Genomic DNA, 21,652 nt, shown 5'->3' on the forward strand with positions numbered 1-21,652 from the left:
ATGATCGGCGTGAAAGGTTGGTGACAGGTTCGCTTCGTAGTCCACCGCTGCAGTCTATCCGAACACAGAGACGGAAGGCGAGGAGAGTGACGATGGCACGAATTTTTCTGAAGATCGCATTGCTGACCACGACGTTCGCCGCGACCGCTGTCGTGGCGCAGCGTCCGGCGAACTATCCGCGATCCTACGACCAGCTGATTTCCGACGCGCGTGCCGAGCGGCAGGTGCGGATCTACGGCAATGCCGATCGCGCCGAATTGCTGCCGGTCGTCGCCGCGTTCCGGAAGCGCTATCCCGGCATCACCGTTCTATACGCCGATCTCGGCTCGACTGAGATGTACCGTCGCTTCGTCACCGAGACGCGCGCCAGAAAATTGTCCGCCGACATCGTCTGGTCGTCGGCGATGGATCTGCAGGTTAAGCTGATCAACGACGGCTTCGCGCAAGGCTATGCGAGCCCGGAAAAGCCCGCGCTGCCGCCGGTGTCTGTGTGGAAGAACATGGGCTTCGGCGTCACCGCGGAGCCGATCGGGATCGTCTATAACAAGCGTCTCGTGCCGCCTGCGCAGGTGCCGCGCACGCATGCCGCGTTAGAGACGTGGCTGCGGCGGAACGCACGCATGCTGACCGGACGCGTCACGACGTTCGACCCGGCGCGGTCCAATGTCGGCTATCTGTATCTGACCGAGGACCTGGCGATCACGCGCGATACGCGGTCGTTGCTGGAGGCGATCGCGGCGACGAAGCCCGTGCTGTCGCAAACCACCGAGCCGATGCTACGCGGCGTCGCCGAGGGGCGGCAGGCGATCGCGTACAACGTCATCGGCTCGTACGCGCTGGAACGCGCGCGGACCGACCCGCGGATCGGCGTCGCGTTCCTCCAGGACTATACGATCGTCACGTCGCGGATCGCGTTCATCGCGCGCGAGGCCGCGCATCCGGCGGCGGCGAAGCTGTTCCTCGATTTCCTGCTGTCGCGCGAGGGCCAGTCGCTGCTCGCTAAGCGCAGCCTTTGGCCGGTCCGCACCGACGTGGCCGCGCGTCGCCTTCCGTCAAGCCAGGCGCGGCCGATCCGCGTCGGCCCGCAACTCCTCGTCAACCTCGACCGCGTCAAGCGCCAGCGTTTCCTGCGCGACTGGACCGCACTTCTCGCCACCGGAGCCAAAGCCCAATGACCCTCTTCCGTACCGGGTGCGCCGCACTCGCCTTGATTGCAGCAACCCCGGCACTCGCGCAGACCCCGACCGACGCCGACCTTGCCGCGCTGGTTCGCGCGCAGGCCGCCGAGATTGCGGCGCTGAAATCGCGGCTCGACCGGTTGGAGAATGTCGCCGCCGTTGCGCAGGCGCCCGCTCCGGTAGCGCCTGCGACTGCACCGCAGGCCGTCGCGCAGAACAACGAACCGCGTCGGACCGTGCCGTTCGCACCGCAGCTCGCGCCCCCAGGCCCTGCCGACCGCGACGTGACGCAGGCGATCGCCGCGCGCGACAATCCCTCGGGCGTGACCACCGAATGGGGTGCCGGGCTGCCCGTCTTCCACTCGGCGGACGGCGTCTACACGTTCAAACCGCGCGGTCGCATCCTGACCGACGTCAGTTCCAGCTTCGGCTCGAAATACGACGGCCGCAACATCACGACGACCGGCATGCGCGCGTTACGTCTCGGCCTCGAGGGCGGCGTCGGCACGCATTTCTTCTACCAGTTCGAAAGCGACTTTTCGGAGAACGAGGTCGACGTCGTCACCGCGTTCGTCGGCTGGCGCAACAAGATCAAGCCGGGCCTCGATTACGATGTCCGCGCCGGCCATCTGTTCAACGACCGCAGCTTCGAGGGCTCCACGGGATCGGATTCAACGCCGTTCCTCGAGCGCAGCACGGTCTCGACCGCGATCATCCCACAGCGTGGCTTCTACGGCATCGGCGTGATGCCGCGCATCTTCTGGAAGACCGGCCACGCCTCGGTCACGGTCACCGGCGACCGGATCGACGGCACGCAGAACGTTGGCGACAGCCGCACGGTGCTGGGCCGCGCGCACTGGAACCCGATCAAGTCCGATACCGGCGTGCTCCATCTTGGCGTTTGGGGCTTCGACGAATCGCTGTCGTCGGTCGCCGGCACGCTGACCCGCAACACGGTGATCGGCGGCCGCTTCAACGGGGCGCTCCGCGTATCGACCGGGCCGCTGATCGGCGGTACGGGTACGACCGGCTACGGGGTCGAGCTCGGCGGGTATCGCGGGCCGTTGTGGGTGATGGGTGAAGCGGGCCGCCGCAACGCGCGTCTCGACGGCGGCCGTCCCGATTTCGTCAGCAAGGCCTGGAGCGTCTCGGCTGGGCTGTTCCTGACCGGCGATCTGCCGCCGTACAATCCGCGCCTCGGCAGCTTCGGCCAGCCCAAGGTGCTGAAGCCGACGTTCGACGGCGGGGTCGGCGCGATCGAACTCACCGCGCGCTACGAAAGCCTCGATTTCGACAATCTGCTGACCGGCGGCGACGGCTGGGCGGCGACGCTCGGGGTCAACTGGTATTTGAACTCCTTCACCCGCTTCCAGGTGAACGCGATCCAGTGGAACACCGACAACCGCGCCGGCGACTATGTCGGCAACGACAGCGGCCAGACGCTCAGCGCCCGCGTCGGGGTTACTTTCTGATGCTGGCTGGCATGCGATCTGCCACGATGGCCCGGCCCCACTCCTCCGTCATGCTGACGAAAGTCAGGATCCAGAGCCACGAAGGGCCACGCTCCGTAACCCTGGATCCTGACTTTCGTCAGGATGACGGGGTGCTTGCGGCCGCCCGTGGGGCGGCCGCCGCGACGGTAATTGCGGCGACGTCTGCCCCCATCCCCCTATTCACGCCCTTTCCTAGGACGATGCGATGACCCTTGCCCTGCTCGGCTTCCTGATGGTCGCCACGTTCATGACGTTGATCATGACCAAGAAGATGACGCCGCTCGTCGCGCTCATCGTGATTCCGTCGATCTTCGGCGTGTTCGCGGGCGACGCCGCGGGTCTCGGCCCGATGATGATCGACGGCATCAAGAACCTTGCGCCGACCGGCGTCATGCTGCTGTTCGCGATCCTGTTCTTCTCGACCATGACCGACACCGGCCTGTTCGATCCGCTGGTCGGGCGGCTGATCCGGTTGGTCCACGGCGATCCGATGCGGATCCTGATCGGGACGGTCGTGCTGTGCGCGCTCGTCAGCCTCGATGGCGACGGGTCGACCACGTACATCATCACGATCGCCGCGCTGCTGCCGCTCTACAAGCGCTTCAACATGAACCGGTTGTACCTCGTCTGCCTGTTGATGACGACGAGCGGCATCATGAACCTGACGCCGTGGGGCGGGCCGACGGCTCGCGCGGCGAGCGCGCTGAAGATCGATCCGGCGACGTTGTTCCTGCCGCTGATCCCCGGCATGATCGCGGGTCTCGCCTTCCTTATCGGTCTCGCCGTGTATTTCGGCCGCAAGGAGCGCGTCCGGATGGGTGAAGCCGGGATCACCGCCGATACCGAGTTCACCGGCATGGCCGTTTCGCAATATCCCGAGGCACGTCGCCCCAAGCTGATCTGGTTCAACGCCGCCCTCGTCATCACGCTGCTGACGTTGCTGGTATGGGGCATACTCCCGTTGTCGGTGCTGATGATGCTGGCGTTCGCGATCGCGATGATCGTCAATTACCCGGGCGTCGCCGACCAGAAGGAGCGGATCTCGGCACATGCCGGCAACGTGCTGGCGGTGGTGTCGCTGATCTTCGCGGCGGGCATCTTCACCGGAATCCTTGGCGGCACCGGCATGGTCGAGGCGATGAGCAAGGCGGTGGTCGGCGTGATCCCGCCCGCGCTCGGACCTTACATGGCACCGATCACCGCGTTGCTGAGCATGCCCTTCACCTTCTTCATCTCCAACGACGCGTTCTATTTCGGGATGCTGCCGATCCTAGCAGAAGCCGGCGCGCATTACGGCGTCGCGCCCGAGGCGATCGCCCGCGCCTCACTAATGGGCCAGCCGGTCCATCTGCTCAGCCCGCTGGTGCCCTCAACCTATTTGCTGGTCAGCCTGGTCGGCATCGACCTCGCCGATCACCAGCGCTTCACGCTCGTCCCCGCGATCGCCGTCTGCGTCGTGATGACGCTGGTGGGCATGATCGCACTCGCCTTTCCGTTCGTCGCCTGACGTGGGCATCCCCGCAACCCGCCGCTACCGGAGATTTCGCATGGTTCGACCGCGTACACTGTTGATGCTGCTTCCAGCGATGGGCTGCGACGGGCAGCTCTGGGCTCGCCAGATCGTCGACCTCGCCGGCATCGCGCAGGTCGAGTTCGGCGACCTGTCGCAGGACGATACGCTGTCGGCGATGGCGGCGCGGGTGCTTGCCAGCGCACCGCCACGGTTCGCGGTCGCCGGCGTCAGCCTCGGCGGCTACGTCGCGATGGAGATGGTGCGGCAAGCCCCCGACCGGGTCGAGCGGATCGCGCTATTCGGCACGCGCGGATCGATGGACGTTCGCCCGCGCACCGTCGCGGGGCAGGGCCTGCTCGCGACCGCGCCGCACGCCGACCCGCATCTGTCCGCAAATGTCAGCGGTCCCGCGCAGGCGATGGCTGACCGCGTCGGCCCGGTCGTGTTCGAGCGCCAGCAACGCGCGCTGCTCGCCCGCCCCGATATCAGCGAGGCGATCGCCGCAATCCACGTGCCCACGCTGGTCGCGGTCGGCGATCGCGACCGGATCTGCACCCCAGACGACGCGCTTGCGCTTTCGTTGCGGATTCCGGGGGCGCACTTCCACCTGCTGCGCGGTTGCGGCCACCTTTCCCCGCTCGAACGTCCCGGCGAGGTCACCGCGGTGCTCCGCCAGTGGCTGAAATCTGGCTGACATCGTCGCGTCGGCGGTGCATGGCGCAAGGCATGGATCCGCTGACCTTCGACCGCCCCGACGAGCGCACGCGCGCGCGGCCCGATTGCCACCAGGCGATCAGCATCCTCGACCTGTTCACGATCGGTATTGGGCCTTCGAGCTCGCATACCGTCGGGCCGATGCGCGCGGCGTGGCTGTTCGCGGATCTGGTGGCGGACGAGCAGCCGGTTGCGGTGCGCGTCGATCTGTACGGTTCGCTCGCTCTGACCGGGCGGGGGCATGCGACCGATAGCGCGGTTATGCTCGGCTTGAGTGGCGCGCAGCCCGAGATGATTGATCCGGACCTGATCCCAGTGCGGCTGGCGGCGATCCGATCGAGCGGGCGGCTGATGCTCGCCGAACGGGTGGAGATCGGGTTCGAGGAGAGCCAGCACCTCCTGTTTCATTCGAAGACCTTCCTGCCGGGGCATCCCAACGCGGTGACCTTCACCGCCTCGTTCGGTGACGGGCGCAGCGTCGAGCGGACCTATTTCTCGATCGGTGGCGGCGCGATCGTCGAGGCGGGGTCTGGGCCCGTCAAGGCGAACATCCTTTTGCCAAGGCCGTTCTCGTCGGGGGCGGAACTGCTTGCGACCGGCGACGCGACGGGGATGACGATCGCCGAGATCGTCCGCGAGAACGAGATCGCCTGGCGGCCGGAGAGCGAGACCGATGCGTTCCTCGATGCCGTCCGTGGTGCCATGTTCGCATCGATCGATCGCGGGTGTCGGCAGGGTGGCATTTTGCCGGGCGGGTTGAAGGTGCCGCGTCGGGCGAAGGCGTTGTTCGAGGGGTTGCAGGCGCGCGATACCGCGGCGGATCCTTCCGCGGTGTTCGAATGGGTGAGCCTGTATGCGCTGGCGGTGAACGAGGAAAATGCGGCGGGCGGTCGCGTCGTCACTGCGCCGACCAATGGCGCGGCGGGCGTGTTGCCGGCGGTCCTGCGCTTCTACGAGACGTTCACGAAGGACCCGACGGCGAAGGGCGCGCACGATTTCCTGCTGACCGCGGCGGCGATCGGCTTCCTCTACAAGAAGCGCGCGTCGATCTCGGCGGCGGAGATGGGGTGCCAGGGCGAGGTCGGCGTTGCGTGCTCGATGGCGGCGGGCGCGCTGGTCGCGGCGCTCGGCGGGACCAACGCGCAGATCGAAAATGCGGCCGAGATCGGCATGGAGCACAACCTCGGCCTGACCTGCGACCCGATCGGCGGGCTGGTCCAGATTCCATGCATCGAGCGTAACACGATGGGTGCGATCAAGGCGATCAACGCGGCGTATCTGGCGCTGCGGGGGGACGGTCGCCATATCGTCAGCCTCGATGCGGTGATCGAGACGATGCGCCAGACCGGTGAGGACATGCGCTCGCAATATAAGGAGACGTCGCTTGGTGGCCTGGCCGTCAACGTCGTCGAATGCTGAAGGATTTCCCATGACTGCTCCGACGAACCCGTTTCTCGATACGCTGTCGTTGCCCCGTTTCGCCGAGTTGGCGCCCGACCAGATCGCGCCTGCGCTGGACGAGGCGATCGCTCGGCATGAGGCGATGGTCGAGGCGCTGACGACCGCGCGGCCTACCGATTTCGCGGGCGCGTGGCTGCCGTACGAGCGGGCGAATACCGAGATCGGCGCGATCTGGTCGGCGGTGTCGCACCTGCACGGCGTGGCGGACACGCCCGAACTGCGCGCGGCGTATTCGGAGGGGCAGAAGCGGCTCGTCGAGAACGATATGAAGGTCGGGCAGAACCGCGATTTGTACGAGGTGTTCGTGGCGCTGAGCGTTTCGCCGGAGTTCGCCGACTTGCGGACCGAGGACCGGGTCGCCGTCGAGCAGGCGATCCGCGACTTCACGCTGTCGGGTGTGGCGCTTGAGCCAGAGGCGCGCGACCGGTTCAGCGAGATTTCGGTCGAACTGTCGGGGTTGTCGAACGAGTTCGGCAGCGCGGTGCTGGATGCGACTGATGCGTGGTCGGAACTGGTGACGGACGAGGCAGATCTCGCGGGCATTTCGGACGCGGACAAGGCGATGTTCGCGGATGCCGCCAAGGCGAAGGGGCAGGCCGGCTGGCTGGTCACCCTGCAACAGCCGAGCGTCAACGCGGTGCTGACCTTCGCCGAGAACCGTGAGCTACGCGCGCGCATGTACCGCGCATTCGCGACGCGCGCGTCGGACCAGGGGCCGAACGCAGGCGAGTTCGACAACAGCGCCCGGATCGCGCGTATCCTCGAGCTGCGGCATGAGGGCGCCAAGCTGCTCGGCTTCACCGATCCGGTCGCGTGGTCGCTGGAGACCAAGATGGCCCCCAACGGCGCCGAAGTGATCGCGTTCCTGCGCGATCTGGCGCGGCGCGCGAAGCCGGCGGCGGAGCGTGATTTGGCCGAACTGAAGACGTTTGCGGCCGAACAGCTCGGGATCGCCGATTTCGAGCCCTGGGATGCGGGCTTCGTGTCGAACCGGTTGCGGCAGGATCGCTATGCGGTCGATGCGCAGGTGGTGAAGGCGTATTTCCCGGTCGAGCGGGTGATGGAGGGCTGGCAGACGCTGATGCAGCGGCTGTTCGGCATCAAGTTGGTCGAGCGTGACGATGTGTCGCTGTATCACGACGACGCGCGGTTCTTCGACGTGGTGGACGAGAGCGGGACGGTGTTCGCCGGGCTGTATCTCGATCTCCACGCGCGCGCCGGCAAGCGGGGCGGCGCATGGATGGCGCAGGCGCGGCCGCGGTTGCATGACGGCAATACCGTCACGGTGCCGGTCGCGTATCTCGTCTGCAATTTTGCGCCGGATGGTGGCGAGACGCCGTCGCTGCTGAGCCACAACGACGTGACGACGCTGCTACACGAGACCGGGCATTGCATCCACCTGCTCTTCACCAAGGTGAACCGGCCGAGCATCGCCGGCACCAATGGTTTCGAATGGGACGCGATCGAACTGCCGAGCCAGCTGATGGAGGATTTCGCCTGGGACAAGGACGTGCTGACCGGCATGTCGGGCCACTACAAGACCGGTGAGACGCTGCCCGCCGACCTGTTCGAGCGGATGGTGAAGGCGCGGCATTTCCAGGCGGGGATGTTCATCCTGCGTCAGGTCGAGTTCGCGCTGTTCGACCTGTTGCTGCATCTCGGCACGATGGGCAGCGATCCGATCGAGGTGATCGAGGCGGTGCGCGACGAGGTGGCGGTGATCCGTCCGCCCGCATGGCACCGCTTCCCACATGCGTTCAGTCACATTTTTGCGGGCGGCTATGCGTCGGGCTATTACAGCTATCTCTATGCCGAATTGCTCGCGGCGGATGGCTTCGAGGCGTTCGCGGAGGCGGGGCTGGTCGATCGCAAGACCGGCGACCGGTTCCGCGAGGAAGTGCTCGCGCGCGGCGCTACCCGACCGGCGGCTGAAAGCTTCCGCGCGTTCCGCGGGCGTGATCCCGAGCCGACCGCGATGCTGGTCCGTCACGGGCTGCAAGGGTGACGAGACGTGTCGACCGGCGCTGGTTGTCGGAGGCGGTGCGGCGGATCGAGGCGGACTATAACCGGTCCGCCGACACGCATCTGATCCGCGTCGACCTGCCGCGGTACCCCGGTATCGTGCTGTATCTGAAGGACGAGAGTTCGCACCCGACCGGCAGCCTCAAGCACCGGCTCGCGCGGTCGCTGTTCCTGTATGCGCTGTGCAACGAATGGATCGGTCCCGAGACGACGGTGATCGAATCCTCGTCGGGGTCGACCGCGGTATCGGAGGCGTATTTCGCGAAAATGCTGGGGCTTCGCTTCATCGCCGTGGTCCCTGCGACGACCGCCAAGCCAAAGCTCGACGCGATCCGCTTCCACGGCGGCGAGATCCACATGGTCGACGATCCGCGCACCGTCTACGCCGTCTCGCACCGTTTGGCAGCCGAGACCGGCGGGCATTATCTCGACCAGTTCACCTATGCCGAGCGCGCGACCGACTGGCGCGGCAACAACAACATCGCCGAGAGCATCTTCGCGCAGATGGCCGAGGAGGAGCATCCGTGCCCGTCCTGGATCGTCTGCGGCGCGGGGACCGGCGGCACGTCGGCGACGATCGGGCGGTTCATCCGCTATTGCCGCCACGACACCAAATTGTGCGTCGCGGACCCGGTGCACTCGGTGTTTCACCGCCATTTCGAGGACCGCTCGGTGGTCGCGTTACCCGAAGGGTGCGCGTCGCGGATAGAAGGCATTGGCCGCCCGCGGGTCGAGCCCAGCTTCGTGCCGAGCGTCATCGACCGTATGATCGCGGTCGAGGATGCCGACAGCATCGGTGCGATGCGCGCGCTGTCCGACCGGCTCGGCCGGCGCGTCGGCGGCTCTACCGGGACCAACCTCTGGGCCTGCGCGCAGCTAATCGAAGAGATGGCGGCGGTGGGTGAGACGGGGAGCATCGTCACCTTGTTGTGCGATGGCGGCGACCGCTATGGCTGCACCTATTACGACGATGCATGGCTCGACGATCGCGGGGTCGCGTGGACCGGGGCGGCGGCGCGGATGACGCAATTTCTGGGCTGAGTAACCAATGACCACATGGCAGTTCTGGATCGATCGCGGCGGCACGTTCACTGACGTCGTCGCGCGGCAACCGGATGGGCGGATCGTCACCGCCAAGCTGCTGTCGGAAGATCCCGAGCGCTACGGTGACGCCGCGGTCGAGGCGATCCGGCGACTGACGGATGGCGCGGATGTGCCGCTCGAACTGCGCATCGGCACGACGGTCGCGACCAACGCGCTGCTCGAGCGCAAGGGCGAGCCGACGTGTCTCGCGATCACCCGCGGGTTCGGCGATGCGCTGCTGATCGGCCACCAGGAACGGTCCGACATTTTTGCGCGCGACGTGAACCGTCCGCCGCCCTTGTTCGCGCAGGTGGTGGAGATCGACGAGCGGGTCGGGGCGGACGGCGATGTGCTACGGCGGCTCGAAGTCGACGCGGCGCGCGCAGGATTGCAGGCGGCATTCGATAGCGGTCTGCGCGCGGTCGCAATTGTTCTTGTGCACGGCTATCGCTTCACCGCGCACGAGGAGGCGCTGGCGGCAATCGCCGCCGAGATCGGCTTCACCCAAATCTCGGTCAGCCACCGCGTCGCGCCGCTGATCAAGCTGATCGGGCGCGGTGATACGACCGTCGTCGACGCGTATCTGTCGCCGGTCGTCGATCGCTATGTCGCGGGCCTGAGCGACGCGCTGGGGCAGGGCGCGCTGTTCATGCAGTCGTCGGGCGGACTGGTCGATGGCGCAGGCTTTCGCGGCAAGGACGCGATCCTGTCGGGGCCGGCGGGCGGCATCGTCGGCATGGCCGCAACCGCGCGCGAGGCCGGGTTCGAACACATCATCGGCTTCGACATGGGCGGCACCTCGACCGACGTGTCGCACTACGCCGGCACGTACGAACGCGACACCGAGACGCTGATCGCCGGCGCCCGTATCCGCGCGCCGATGCTGCGGATCCACACCGTCGCGGCGGGCGGCGGTTCGATCTGTCGGTTCGATGGCGAGCGGCTGATCGTCGGCCCCGAGAGCGCAGGCGCGGTGCCGGGGCCGGCGTGCTACCGCCGCGGTGGGCCGCTGACCGTGACCGACTGCAACGTGATGCTCGGCAAGGTTCGCCCCGAATTCTTCCCGGCGCTGTTCGGACCGGCGGGCGACCAGCCGCTCGATGCCGAGGCGGTGGCGGCGCGGTTCGCGGAATTGCCGCTCGATCCGCAGGTCGCGGCGGAAGGGTTCGTGGCGGTGGCGGTGGCGAACATGGCGAATGCGATCCGGACGATATCCGTCGCGCGCGGGCATGACGTGACGCGCTACACGCTCGCCTGCTTTGGTGGAGCCGGGGGGCAGCATGCGTGCCTCGTCGCGGATGCGTTGGCGATGGACCGCGTGATGATCCACCCGCTGGCCGGCGTGCTGTCGGCGTACGGCATGGGGCTGGCCGATCGCCGGGTCCTTCGGGAGGCGACCTCGGGCGCAACGTTCGCGAATTACGCTGAGATCGTCAAAGCGTTGGACGGGCTAGCGGAGGCTGCGCGCGAAGCACTGGTAGCGCAGGGTGTCACGGCGGACGACGTTCGGATCGAACGCCGCGTGCATCTGCGCCGAGGCCAGACCGACCACACCATCGAACTCGATTTGCACGACCCGGCCGCGATGATCGCCGCGTTCGACGCGGCACGCATCGCGCAGTTCGGTTTCGCCAGCGAAGCGCCGCTGATCGCCGACCGGATCGTCGCCGAGGCGATCGCCGAGAGCCCGCCGATCAACGCCGCACTCGTCGCCTTCCCCGAAGAGCCAGCCGCGCCCCTGTCCGTCGCCCCGGTCTACATGGCAGGCGCATGGCACGACACGCCCGTCCTGGCGCGCGAAGGCCTCCCCGCCGGACACGCCATCGATGGCCCCGCGCTGATCCTCGACAGCGTCTCGACCACCATCGTCGAGCCCGGCTGGCGCGCGCGCGTCGATCCGATCGGCAACCTGATCCTAGACCGGATCGCACCCCGCATCGGCGCCAGCATCGGCACCGAGTCCGATCCGGTACGGTTGGCGATCTTTGCCGGCCTGTTCATGAGCATTGCCGAGGAGATGGGAGCCGCGCTCCAGCGCTCCGCCGCATCGGTCAACATCCGCGAACGCCTCGACTTCAGCTGCGCGCTGTTCGATGCGCATGGCAACCTCGTCGCGAACGCACCGCACATTCCGGTGCACCTCGGCTCGATGGGCGAAAGCATCCGCACGATCATCAACGCACGCGGCGGCGGCGCAGACGGCCGCGGTATCCGCCGCGGCGATGCCTACGCGCTCAACGCGCCGTATCGCGGCGGCACGCACCTCCCCGACATCACCGTCATCATGCCGGTTTTCGCGGATGACGGCGATGCGCCCGCGTTCTTCGTCGCAGCGCGTGGCCATCACGCAGACGTCGGCGGGATCACCCCAGGATCGATGCCGCCCGAAAGCCGCTCGGTCGAGGAAGAAGGCGTGCTGCTCGACAACGTGCTGGTGGTCGACGAAGGTCGCTTCCTCGAAACCGAACTGCGCGCAGTGTTCGCGGGCGGCCCCTATCCCGCCCGCAACATCGACCAGAACATCGCCGATCTCGCCGCGCAGTTGGCGGCCTGCACGCGCGGTGCAACCGGCCTCACGCGACTGGCCGACGAGTACGGCACCGACGTCGTCGCGGCATACATGGAGCACGTCCAGGCCAATGCCGACGCCGCCGTCCGCCGCCTGATCGCGACGCTCGACGACGGCGCGTTCGCCTACGAGATGGACGACGGCGCGGTCGTGCGCGTGGCGGTCCGCGTCGACCGCGCGACCGCGACGATGGAGGTCGACTTTGCCGGTACCAGCGAGCAACGTCCGACCAACTTCAACGCCCCCGTCTCGATCGTCCGCGCGGCTGTGCTCTACGTCGTCCGAGCGCTGATCGACGAGGCGGTTCCGCTCAACGACGGCTGCTTGCGCGGCGTGACGATCCGCGTGCCCGAAGGCTCGATGCTCAACCCGCGCTATCCGGCCGCGGTCGTCGCCGGCAACGTCGAGACGAGCCAGGTCGTCACCGACGCGCTGTTCGGCGCGCTCGGCGCGATGGCCGCGAGCCAGGGGACGATGAACAACTTCACCTTCGGCAACGCCGTGCACCAATATTACGAGACGATCGCGGGGGGAGCAGGTGCGGGTCCCGGCTTCGACGGCGCGTCGGTGATCCAGACGCACATGACCAACAGCCGGCTGACCGACCCCGAGATCTTCGAGACGCGCTTCCCGGTACTGCTGGAGGAATTCTCGATCCGCCGCGGCTCGGGCGGGGCAGGTGCACACCAAGGCGGCAACGGGGCGACACGGCGCGTGCGGTTCCTCGAAGAGATGACCGCCTGCATCCTCGCCAACCGCCGTCGCGTGGCGCCGTTCGGGATGGCGGGCGGCGACAGCGGTGGGCTGGGCTCGGCGACCGTCGAGCGGGCGGATGGCAGCGTGGAGCGCCTCGGCTCGACCGCGCGCGTCGACATGCGGCCGGGCGACGTGTTCGTGATCGAGACGCCCGGCGGCGGCGGTTTCGGAGCCTCCTGATGCGACGACCGGTTGCAGCAACGTGACAGACGCGTCACACACGGGCCGCACAAGACCATCGTGAAAGTGAGCCCATGACCGCATCCCGTTCCCGCGCCCTGTTCGTCCGATTGCTTGCGGGATCGGTGCTCGCGATTGCCGCGCCGGCGACCGCGCAGACGACCAACAACGCGCCTGGCGCGGCGGCGGCGAAGACCGCGGCCCCCAAGACGCGGCCGTGGATGAACACCAAACTCAGCGCGGATGCGCGCGTCGACCTGCTCCTCAAGGAAATGACGCTCGACGAGAAGCTCCAGCTCACCTTCGGCTATTTCGCGACCAATGCAGACTGGCTCAAGACGCCGGTCAAGAACTGGGTCTATCCGAAGGACGGCCTGCCCGCGTCCGCGGGGATCGTGCCCGGCATCCCGCGGCTCGGCATCCCCAACCAGTGGCAGACCGATGCCGGCGTCGGCGTCGCCAGCCAGCGCGGGCCGACGCCGCGCCTGCGCACCTCGTTGCCGTCGGGAATCGCGACCGCGGCGACCTGGAACCCCGAACTGGCGCAGGCCGGTGGCGCGATGATCGGCAGGGAGGCGTTCCTGTCGGGCTTCAACGTGCAACTGGCGGGCGGCATGAACCTGACGCGCGAGCCGCGCAACGGGCGCAATTTCGAATATGGCGGCGAGGATCCGTTGCTGGCGGGTATCATCACCGGCCACGAGATCAAGGGGATCCAGTCGCAGCACGTCGTCTCGACGATGAAGCATTACGCCTTCAACGGACAGGAGACGAACCGGAACAACATCGATCACAGGATTGGCGAACAGGCTGCGCGCCAGTCCGACCTGCTCGCGTTCGAGATCGCCAACGAGGTCGGCAAGCCCGGCTCGGTGATGTGCGCGTACAACCGCGTGAACGGCCATTATGCGTGCGAGAACGACTGGCTGCTCAACAAAGTCTTGAAGCGCGACTGGGGCTTCAAGGGCTATGTCATGTCCGACTGGGGCGCGACGCATTCGACCAGCGAGGCCGCCAATGCCGGGCTCGACCAGCAATCGGGCTGGGCGTTCGATCGCTCGGCCTACTTTGCGGATGCCCTGCGCGAGGCAGTCAACAACGGCCACGTAACCGAGGCGCGCGCGACCGACATGGCGCGACGCGTGCTGTGGGGAATGGTCTCGGTCGGTGCATTCGACACCGTCGTGAACGGCGACCAGGCGACGAAGATCGACTACGCCGCGCATGCCGCGGTGACGCGTGCCGATGCGGAAGAGGGCATCGTCCTCCTCAAAAACACCGCCGGGCTGCTGCCGCTCGTCAAGACCGCGAAGTCCATCCTGCTGATAGGCGCGCATGCCGATGTCGGCGTGCTGTCGGGTGGCGGTTCGAGCCAGGTCTATTCGCACAACGCGCCGACCAACGGCCTGATCGTGCCCGACGAATTTCCGAGCGGCTTCCCCGGCCCCAAGACCTATCACGCGTCCTCACCCATGAAGGCGTTGCAGGCGCGGACTGGGGCGAGCGTGACCTATCTCGACGGCAAGGACGTCAAGGCGGCTGCCGCGGCGGCGCGCAAGGCGGACGTGGTCGTCGTGTTCGGCGAGCAGTGGACGGGCGAGTCGTTCGACGTCCCCGACCTGAACTTGCCCGACAAGCAGAACGCGTTGATCGACGCGGTCGCGCGCGCGAACGCGAAGACCGTCGTGGTGCTCGAAACCGGCGGGCCGGTGGTGATGCCGTGGCTCGGCAAGGTCGGCGCGGTGCTGGAGGCGTGGTACCCCGGCACCGCAGGCGGCGAGGCGATTGTGCGCGTGCTGACCGGCGAGGTCAATCCGTCGGGGCATCTCCCCGCGACCTTCCCCGCGTCGCTCGCGCAGACCCCGCGGCCCAAGCTCGAGGGTGATCCCAAGCTCGACCGCGATTCGCATCCGATGGGCAATTACGACATCGAGGGCGCCGCGGTCGGTTATAAGTGGTTCGACAAGACCGGCGCCAAACCGCTGTTCCCGTTCGGCTACGGCCTGTCCTACACGAACTTCGCAATGACCGGCCTGACCGCGGCGCCTGCCGGCAAGGGCATCGAGGCGGACTTCACCGTCCAGAACACCGGCGCGGTGCAAGGGAAGGCGGTCGCGCAGGTCTATGTGTCGGGCGCCGGCTGGGAAGCCCCCAAGCGGCTCGGCGCATTCCGCAAGGTCGACCTCGCCCCCGGCAAGAGCCAGGCGGTGTCTGTGACGATCGACCCGCGCCTGCTCGCGACGTTCGACGTTGCCAGCGGCGGGTGGAAGATCGCGGGCGGCGACTACAAGGTGATGCTCGCCACCTCGGCCGCGGATATCGTCCAGACCGCGATGGTCCGCGTGGCCTCGCAGACGCTCGACGCCAAGGGCCGCTAAACGGGTTCGGCGGTTATCCCGTTGGGGAATCGCCATTCGGTTTTAGGCGCCAGATCAGCTCTTCTCCTCCGTCATGCCGGGCTCGTTCCGGCATCCACGGTGCCGCACAATCGAGACAGTTTGGTTCGCGGAACGGTGGACCCCGGAACCAGTCCGGGGTGACGGAGCCCATGTTGGGACGCGCGCCCAAAGCAGTGGGCTAAAATGCTGAATGTCGATCCGCCCGCAGCAAGCCTTGTTTCCCCGCGAGAGCGGGGATCCAGACTGGGCTCCCGCCTTCGCGGGAGAACAAGGGCATGGTGCCGTACGATGGTTAGCCCAGAGCTGAACCTCGAGACGTTCTGGACACCGCTTTCGGTCGGGGTCAGCGGAGCCGGCGTGGGTCGACCACCACGTATTTTATGCGTTTGCGGTCATAGGTGTAGGTGATGCGGACCAGGCCGTCGCGCGTCTGGATCACGGCGGGATAGGCATAGCCGTCGGGGAGCGGCTTGCTCTCAAGCGTCAGCACCTGATGCCAGCGTACGCCGTCGTCCGACACAGCGAGGTTGAGTGGCCAGCGCGGTCCGTCGCCGGGACGGTCGGGCCAATGACCGCTGTGATTGTACACGATCAACTGGCGCCCATCGCGCAGCGTCACCGCATCGGTGCCGGCGTTCGGGTTGGGCAGATCGATCGCGGCCAGCGGCGACCAGGTGCGACCGGTATCCTTCGACCAGCTCATCGCCAGCGCACCCTGGCGCGTGCGGGCGATGAGTTCGAGCCGGCCATCGGGATAGGACAGCACGCTGGGCTGGATAGCCTCGATATGCATCGGCGAGGGGATCGGCGGCTCGACCGTCCAATGCGCGCCGCGATCGGTGCTCAATTCCATGTGGAGCGACCAGCGATTGGACTTGGCCGAGCCCTCCTCGCGACTGGACGGCGCGAGCCAGCTGCCGTCGCGCAGGACGACGGGCTTGTTCTTGATCGGCCCCAGAACGCCGTCGGGCAGGCGCTCCGGCTTGCTCCAACTGCGGCCGTTGTCGGCCGAGCGGATCATCATGCCCCACCAGTCGCGCGGGTTCGGCCCGACCTTGTAGAATAGGCGCAGGTCGCCAGGAGCGGGCTGGAACAGGACGGGGTTCCAGGTGGGAAAGCGGCGACCATCCGGGCCGATTCCGTTCGCAACCGGCTTGGGCGCAGTCCAACCGTCGCCCACGCCGCCGGCGTTGCGCGAGGTCCAGATGCGGACATCGGCATTGCCTTCGCCCGATCCGCCGAACCAGGCGGCCATCAGGCTTCCGTCGCCGAGTTGCACGATCGTCGACGCGTGCGCCTGCGGGTAGGGCGCATGCGCGTCGATCAGTTCGGCCTTGAGGAGGGCATCCGATGCGGATGACTGCGGGGCATTTTCGGGAGCGCCAGCCCCCGACAGCATCGCTGCCAGACCGATGATCGCCGCCTTCACGCGGATTACGTCCGCCCGCGAATCGCCGCGATGCGTTCGTCGACGCGGCGTTCGAGGATGGTCAGCGGCATCGCGCCCTCGAGCAGGATGTCGTGGAACTGCTTCAGGTCGAACCGGTCACCCAGCGCCGCCTTTGCCTTCACGCGCGCGCGCGTCCAGGCCATGTGGCCGACCTTGTAGCTGCACGCCTGTCCGGCCTGCGTGCAATAGCGTTCGACCTCGCGCAGCGTCCGCGGCCGCGCGAAACCGGTCGTCGCGACCATATAGGCAGTCGCCTTCTCGCGGCTCCAGCGTTTCGCGTGGATGCCGGTATCGACCACCAGTCGCGTCGCGCGAAACAGGAACGACTGGAGATACCCGGCGCGCTCCAGTGGCGAGGCATAGGCGCCCAACTCGTCGGCAAGCTGCTCGGCATACAGCGCCCAGCCTTCTGAATAGGCGGAGAAGAACCCGATCTTACGCAAGGTCGGAATGTCTTTCGATTCCTGTGCCAGGCTGATCTGGAGGTGATGCCCGGGTACGCCCTCGTGATAGGTAAGCGACGGCAGCGTGTATTTTGGCCAGTCGCCGACGTCTTTCAGATTGACGAAGTAGATCGCCGGGCGGCTGCCGTCGAGCGAGGCGCGGTTGTAATAGCCGTTCGAGGCGCCGTCCTGGATCTCGACCGGCACCGCGCGGATTTCGAGCGGCTGCGTCGGCACCTTGGAGAAGGCCTGGGGCAGCTTGGCGTACATCGCCTTCACGCTGTCGTTCAGCCCGGCGATCAGCTCGGTGCGGCCTTCTGCGGTGTTTGCGTAGAGCTGGTCGGGCATGACGTTCAGCTTGGCGAGCCGTTCGCCGACGGTGCCGGTCATGTAGCCCTGCGACTTCAGGATCGTGTCGAGCTGCGCGGTGATCTCGGCGACCTGTGACAGGCCGATGCGGTGGACCTCGTCCGGGCTCATGGTCGTGGTGGTCGCCTGGTTCAGCGCCATCGCATAGATCGCGTCGCCGTTCGGTACGCGCCAGATGCCGTCGCCGGGCTTGGTGGTCGGCTTCAGTCGCTCGATCAGCGCGATCTGGCGGTCGAGTGCGGGATAGACCTTCTCGTCGACGATCTTCGCCGCACGCGCTTGCCAATCGCCGGCAATGCCCTTGGCGGCGGCGCGCTTGACGAGCGACTGGACGATGCTCGACGTCGCCGCCGGCTGGCCCCGCAGCTTCCGCATCTGGCCGAGCGTGAGGTCGAGCGACCAGCCGGGCGCGAGCAGGCCACGCGCAGCCTCCGCCTGCTGCATCGCGCTTTCCTGGTCGAGCACCGTGCCGAACTGGTCGAGCCGCGCCAGATACGCCTCGGCGTCGGGCGACGCAGTGATCGTGTGCGCTGTGTTGAGGAAGTCGGGCACCTGGAAATAGGCCCCGCCTTGCTGGAAGATCCGATAGGGACGGATCGGGCTGTCCATGCCGAATTTTTCAGGCGCGGCGATCTGCGTTTCGAGCGAATAGCGCACCACTTCGAGGTTCAGTTTGGCGGTCGGCGACAGACCGGTGCCGTCATAGCGCGCGAGGCTCGCGATCGACGCCTTGGTCTCCGCCACGTCGCGCGCGCGCTTGTCGGGGGTCCGCGGCGACAGCTGGCTTTTGAGCGATGCCAACGGTCCCTTGTCGAGGCCTAGCGACGTTGCGAGCTCGGGCGAGCGGGCGACGCTTTGCTGGAATATCCGTTCGAACTCCGCGTTTAGCGCGGTGTCGCGGACAGGTTGCGAAAAGGCAGCCGAGGGAAGCAAGGTGGTCGCAAGTGCTGCGACTCCCCCCGATGCGAGAAACTGGCGACGATCCATGACGAACTCTCCCCGTGATATGCTCCGCATCCTAGGCGTACATGCCACGGCTTTGCCAGTCGGGTATCGTCGCAATCACGGGAACCACAGCTGGCGCTGGCGGTTCAACCAGGGAGACCGGCGGTGTGGTTGATCCACCCCATGACGACCGCGGGTCACCCGTGTGCGTATCGAGATTAGCCGTGCGAGAAAGATCATCCAAGCCGTCGAGCGACGTGCGATTGCACGAGATCGGCGAAGCCTTGCGAACCTCTTGGCAGACACCGACGGATACGATGATCACCGAAGATCTGCCGACGTTGCTGACGCTGCTGTCCAAGGTACCGAAACCCCGCAAACGTCATTGAGCTGTCGTTCGATAACCGTGGGCGGGACACATGTCCCACCCCGGACCCGATCCGCTCAGGCCTTGGCCTTCATCGCCTCGATCAGTTTCTTGACCTCCTGACTGCGGCCGCGCGGCATGATCAGGACGTCGTTACCGCTGGCGACCACGATAAGGTCCTCGACGCCGACCAGCGATACGCGGATGCCGTCGCTGCGCACGAAGCAGTTCTGCGTATCGATCGCCAGAACATGGCCGTCCTTGTCGCTGCGATGCGCGTTGCCGCTGGCGTCGAGGTTGCTGATCGCATGCAGCGCGTCCCAGCTGCCGACGTCGTTCCAGCCCATCGCGACCGGTACGACCGCAACGCGGTCGGCCTTTTCCATGACCGCATAATCGATCGAATCGTCGGGCGACGCGGCAAAGGCAGCCGCATCGGGATAGATCCGCGTGCCCTCGGTCCGGGCCGTGTCCATCGCTTCGCGCGTCGCGACCAGGATGCCCGGATGGAACTGGGCCAGCGCCTCGAGATAGGCATCGGCGAGAAACAGGAAGATCCCGCCGTTCCAGGCGTGATCGCCGCTCGCCAGCATCGACTGCGCCTTGTCGAGCGGCGGCTTCTCAACGAAGCGCGCGACGCGGTTGATGCCGGGCTGGAGTTCCTCGCCGATCTGGATCCAGCCATAGCCGGTCTCGGGCGCATCGGGCGCGATCCCGAAGGTGACGAGCCAACCCTGTGACACGAGCGGCATCGCCGCCTCGATCGCGGCATGGAAGGCGGCGACGTCGCCGATGACGTGATCGGACGGCATCACCAGCAGCGCGTCGCTACCGCCACCCGCCGAGGCGGCCTTCGCCGCGAGCGCGGCCAGCGCGATCGCCGGCGCGGTGTTGCGGCCGGCGGGTTCGAGGATCAGCGCCTGCGGCGTCGCACCGGCTTCGGCGAGTTGCTGCTCGACCAGATCGGCGTGGCGCGCATTGGCGACGACGATCGGCGCGGCGAACCGCTCGCCCAGCGCCCGCCCTGCGGTCAGTTGCAGCATGGTCTCGTCCGCCGTCAGTGCCAGCATCTGCTTGGGCATTTCGGGACGCGACATCGGCCAGAGGCGCGTTCCCGAACCGCCGGACAGGATAACGGGAACGATCTTACGTACGGTCATGAGTCCTCCAGATTTCGCCGAGCTATAACGACGGGTCCGCCCCTGCCAATCGTCTATTCGATCAATTGCGTGCACGCTCTTCAGAGTTTTTTGGTATTTAACTGCGAAACGCAAGGGCAGGTGCGGTTGCACGTACGGATGATGCGTCGGGATAGCGTGGGATGATACGGCTCTTCAAACACTATGTGCCGCATGCCGTGCTCCTGCTCGGACTGGTCGATCTGGCGCTGCTGATCGCGTCCGCGGAAATCGGCTGGGTCGTTCGCGCGCATCAGATCGGCATGGCGGTCGCGCCGATCCAGACGCGCATCGCGCAGTTGCTGACGTTCGCGATCGCGCTTCAGGTGTCGCTGGTGGCGGTCGGTGCGTACGGGGTGGCGTCGTTCCTGTCGCTGCGGTTCGCCGCCGCGCGGCTCGCGGTGGCGCTGGCGCTTGGCGTGATCGTGCTGTCGCTGGTCTTCTTCCTCGTCCCCGCGCTGACATTCTGGCGGTCGAACCTCTTATATTCGTCGGTCATCGCGTCGGTGTTGCTCGTCACGGTCCGGGCGCTGCTCGGCAAGATCCTGGGCGGCGATACGTTCAAGCGCCGGATTGTCGTGCTGGGCGCGGGGGCCCGTGCCGCCCGGATACTCGAGCTGTCCGAACAGCCCGGTATCAACTTTGTGGTGGCGGGTTTCGTGGCGATGGGCGAGCCGAACCAGGTGGTCGACGATGCCATGCCGCGCGCGGAAATTCCCAATCTGTCGGCGCATATCGTCGACCGCAACGCAAGCGAGGTCGTGCTGGCGCTCGACGAGCGCCGCAACGCGCTGCCGATGAAGGACCTGCTGCGAGTCCGCACGACCGGCGTCCAGGTCAGCGAGATCTCGACCTTTCTCGAGCGCGAGACGGGACGGATCGACCTGAAAAGTGTCAATCCGTCCTGGCTGATCTTCTCCGACGGATTCGCCTCGAGCCGGATGCTGTCGAGCGTCTTCAAGCGCGCGTTCGATATTTTCGCGAGCGGGTTGTTGCTCGTCCTGACGCTACCCGTGATCCTGCTGACTGCGGCGGCGATCAAGCTGGAGTCGAAGGGCCCTGCATTTTACCGCCAGCGCCGTATCGGGCTTTACAACGAGGGTTTCGACATTCTGAAGCTGCGGTCGATGCGGCAGGATGCCGAGATTCCCGGTACGGCGGTCTGGGCCGCGGAGGACGATCCCCGCATCACACGGATCGGCCGATTCATCCGCAAGGTACGGATCGACGAATTGCCGCAAACCTGGACCGTGTTGAAAGGCGAGATGAGCTTCGTCGGTCCGCGTCCCGAACGTCCGCAGTTCGTAGAGCAACTCGAAGAGCATCTGCCCTTCTACGCCGAGCGCCACATGGTGAAGCCCGGCATCACCGGCTGGGCACAGATCAACTACCCGTATGGGGCGTCGATCGAGGATGCCCGGCACAAGCTCGAATACGACCTGTATTACGCGAAGAACTATTCGCCGTTCCTCGACATGCTGATCCTGCTGCAGACGCTGCGGGTGGTATTGTGGCCAGCCGGTGCGCGATGA

The 21,652-nt window shown here is 66.7% G+C and carries 13 protein-coding genes; 10 read left to right on the top strand and 3 right to left on the bottom strand.

Annotated elements, in window-relative coordinates; genetic code table 11:
* The first annotated feature begins 92 nt into the window (after window positions 1-92).
* The 9 genes from U1707_RS13260 (at window position 93) to U1707_RS13300 (ending at window position 15,347) form a co-directional block, all read left to right on the top strand.
* Window positions 93-1,175: an ABC transporter substrate-binding protein gene (locus U1707_RS13260; RefSeq protein WP_332800558.1), complete on the top strand. Its 1,083-nt coding sequence runs from the start codon at window positions 93-95 to the stop codon at window positions 1,173-1,175.
* Window positions 1,172-2,650, top strand: coding sequence for an OprO/OprP family phosphate-selective porin (locus U1707_RS13265; protein WP_332800559.1), 1,479 nt, complete (start codon window positions 1,172-1,174; stop codon window positions 2,648-2,650). The genes U1707_RS13260 and U1707_RS13265 overlap by 4 nt, the downstream gene beginning before the upstream one ends.
* Before the next feature lie 226 nt (window positions 2,651-2,876).
* On the top strand, window positions 2,877-4,178 hold the full coding sequence (locus tag U1707_RS13270) for a CitMHS family transporter (RefSeq protein WP_332800560.1): 1,302 nt from the start codon (window positions 2,877-2,879) through the stop codon (window positions 4,176-4,178).
* Between the two features lie 40 nt (window positions 4,179-4,218).
* The gene (locus U1707_RS13275) at window positions 4,219-4,878 is read left to right on the top strand and encodes an alpha/beta fold hydrolase (protein ID WP_332800561.1); all 660 of its coding nucleotides are present in this window, start codon (window positions 4,219-4,221) and stop codon (window positions 4,876-4,878) included.
* Between the two features lie 32 nt (window positions 4,879-4,910).
* Complete coding sequence (locus U1707_RS13280) at window positions 4,911-6,317, top strand: L-serine ammonia-lyase (protein ID WP_332800562.1); 1,407 nt, start codon at window positions 4,911-4,913, stop codon at window positions 6,315-6,317.
* A gap of 10 nt (window positions 6,318-6,327) precedes the next feature.
* The gene (locus U1707_RS13285) at window positions 6,328-8,364 is read left to right on the top strand and encodes a M3 family metallopeptidase (RefSeq protein WP_332800563.1); all 2,037 of its coding nucleotides are present in this window, start codon (window positions 6,328-6,330) and stop codon (window positions 8,362-8,364) included.
* Entirely contained in the window at window positions 8,361-9,422 is a 1,062-nt protein-coding gene (locus tag U1707_RS13290; protein WP_332800564.1) for a PLP-dependent cysteine synthase family protein, read from the top strand. Before U1707_RS13285 ends, U1707_RS13290 begins: the two co-directional genes overlap by 4 nt.
* 7 nt (window positions 9,423-9,429) lie before the next feature.
* The gene (locus tag U1707_RS13295) at window positions 9,430-12,969 is read left to right on the top strand and encodes a hydantoinase B/oxoprolinase family protein (protein ID WP_332800565.1); all 3,540 of its coding nucleotides are present in this window, start codon (window positions 9,430-9,432) and stop codon (window positions 12,967-12,969) included.
* 74 nt (window positions 12,970-13,043) lie between these two features.
* Window positions 13,044-15,347, top strand: a complete 2,304-nt coding sequence (locus U1707_RS13300) for a glycoside hydrolase family 3 C-terminal domain-containing protein (RefSeq protein WP_332800566.1) — start codon at window positions 13,044-13,046, stop codon at window positions 15,345-15,347.
* Window positions 15,348-15,711: 364 nt separating this feature from the next.
* Here U1707_RS13300 and U1707_RS13305 read toward each other — a convergent pair whose 3' ends face one another.
* From U1707_RS13305 to U1707_RS13315, 3 genes are all read right to left on the bottom strand, one after another.
* Window positions 15,712-16,797, bottom strand: a complete 1,086-nt coding sequence (locus tag U1707_RS13305; protein ID WP_332800567.1) for a sialidase family protein — start codon at window positions 16,795-16,797, stop codon at window positions 15,712-15,714.
* A 5-nt stretch (window positions 16,798-16,802) separates the two neighbouring features.
* On the bottom strand, window positions 16,803-18,617 hold the full coding sequence (locus tag U1707_RS13310) for a DUF885 domain-containing protein (protein ID WP_332800568.1): 1,815 nt from the start codon (window positions 18,615-18,617) through the stop codon (window positions 16,803-16,805).
* Window positions 18,618-19,019: 402 nt separating this feature from the next.
* Entirely contained in the window at window positions 19,020-20,102 is a 1,083-nt protein-coding gene (locus U1707_RS13315) for a mannose-1-phosphate guanylyltransferase/mannose-6-phosphate isomerase (RefSeq protein WP_332800569.1), read from the bottom strand.
* A 161-nt stretch (window positions 20,103-20,263) separates the two neighbouring features.
* Between U1707_RS13315 and U1707_RS13320 the strand changes: the two genes are divergently transcribed.
* Complete coding sequence (locus U1707_RS13320) at window positions 20,264-21,652, top strand: TIGR03013 family XrtA/PEP-CTERM system glycosyltransferase (protein ID WP_332800570.1); 1,389 nt, start codon at window positions 20,264-20,266, stop codon at window positions 21,650-21,652.

The sequence above is a fragment of the Sphingomonas sandaracina genome, from assembly GCF_036663695.1.
Classification (GTDB): domain Bacteria; phylum Pseudomonadota; class Alphaproteobacteria; order Sphingomonadales; family Sphingomonadaceae; genus Sphingomonas.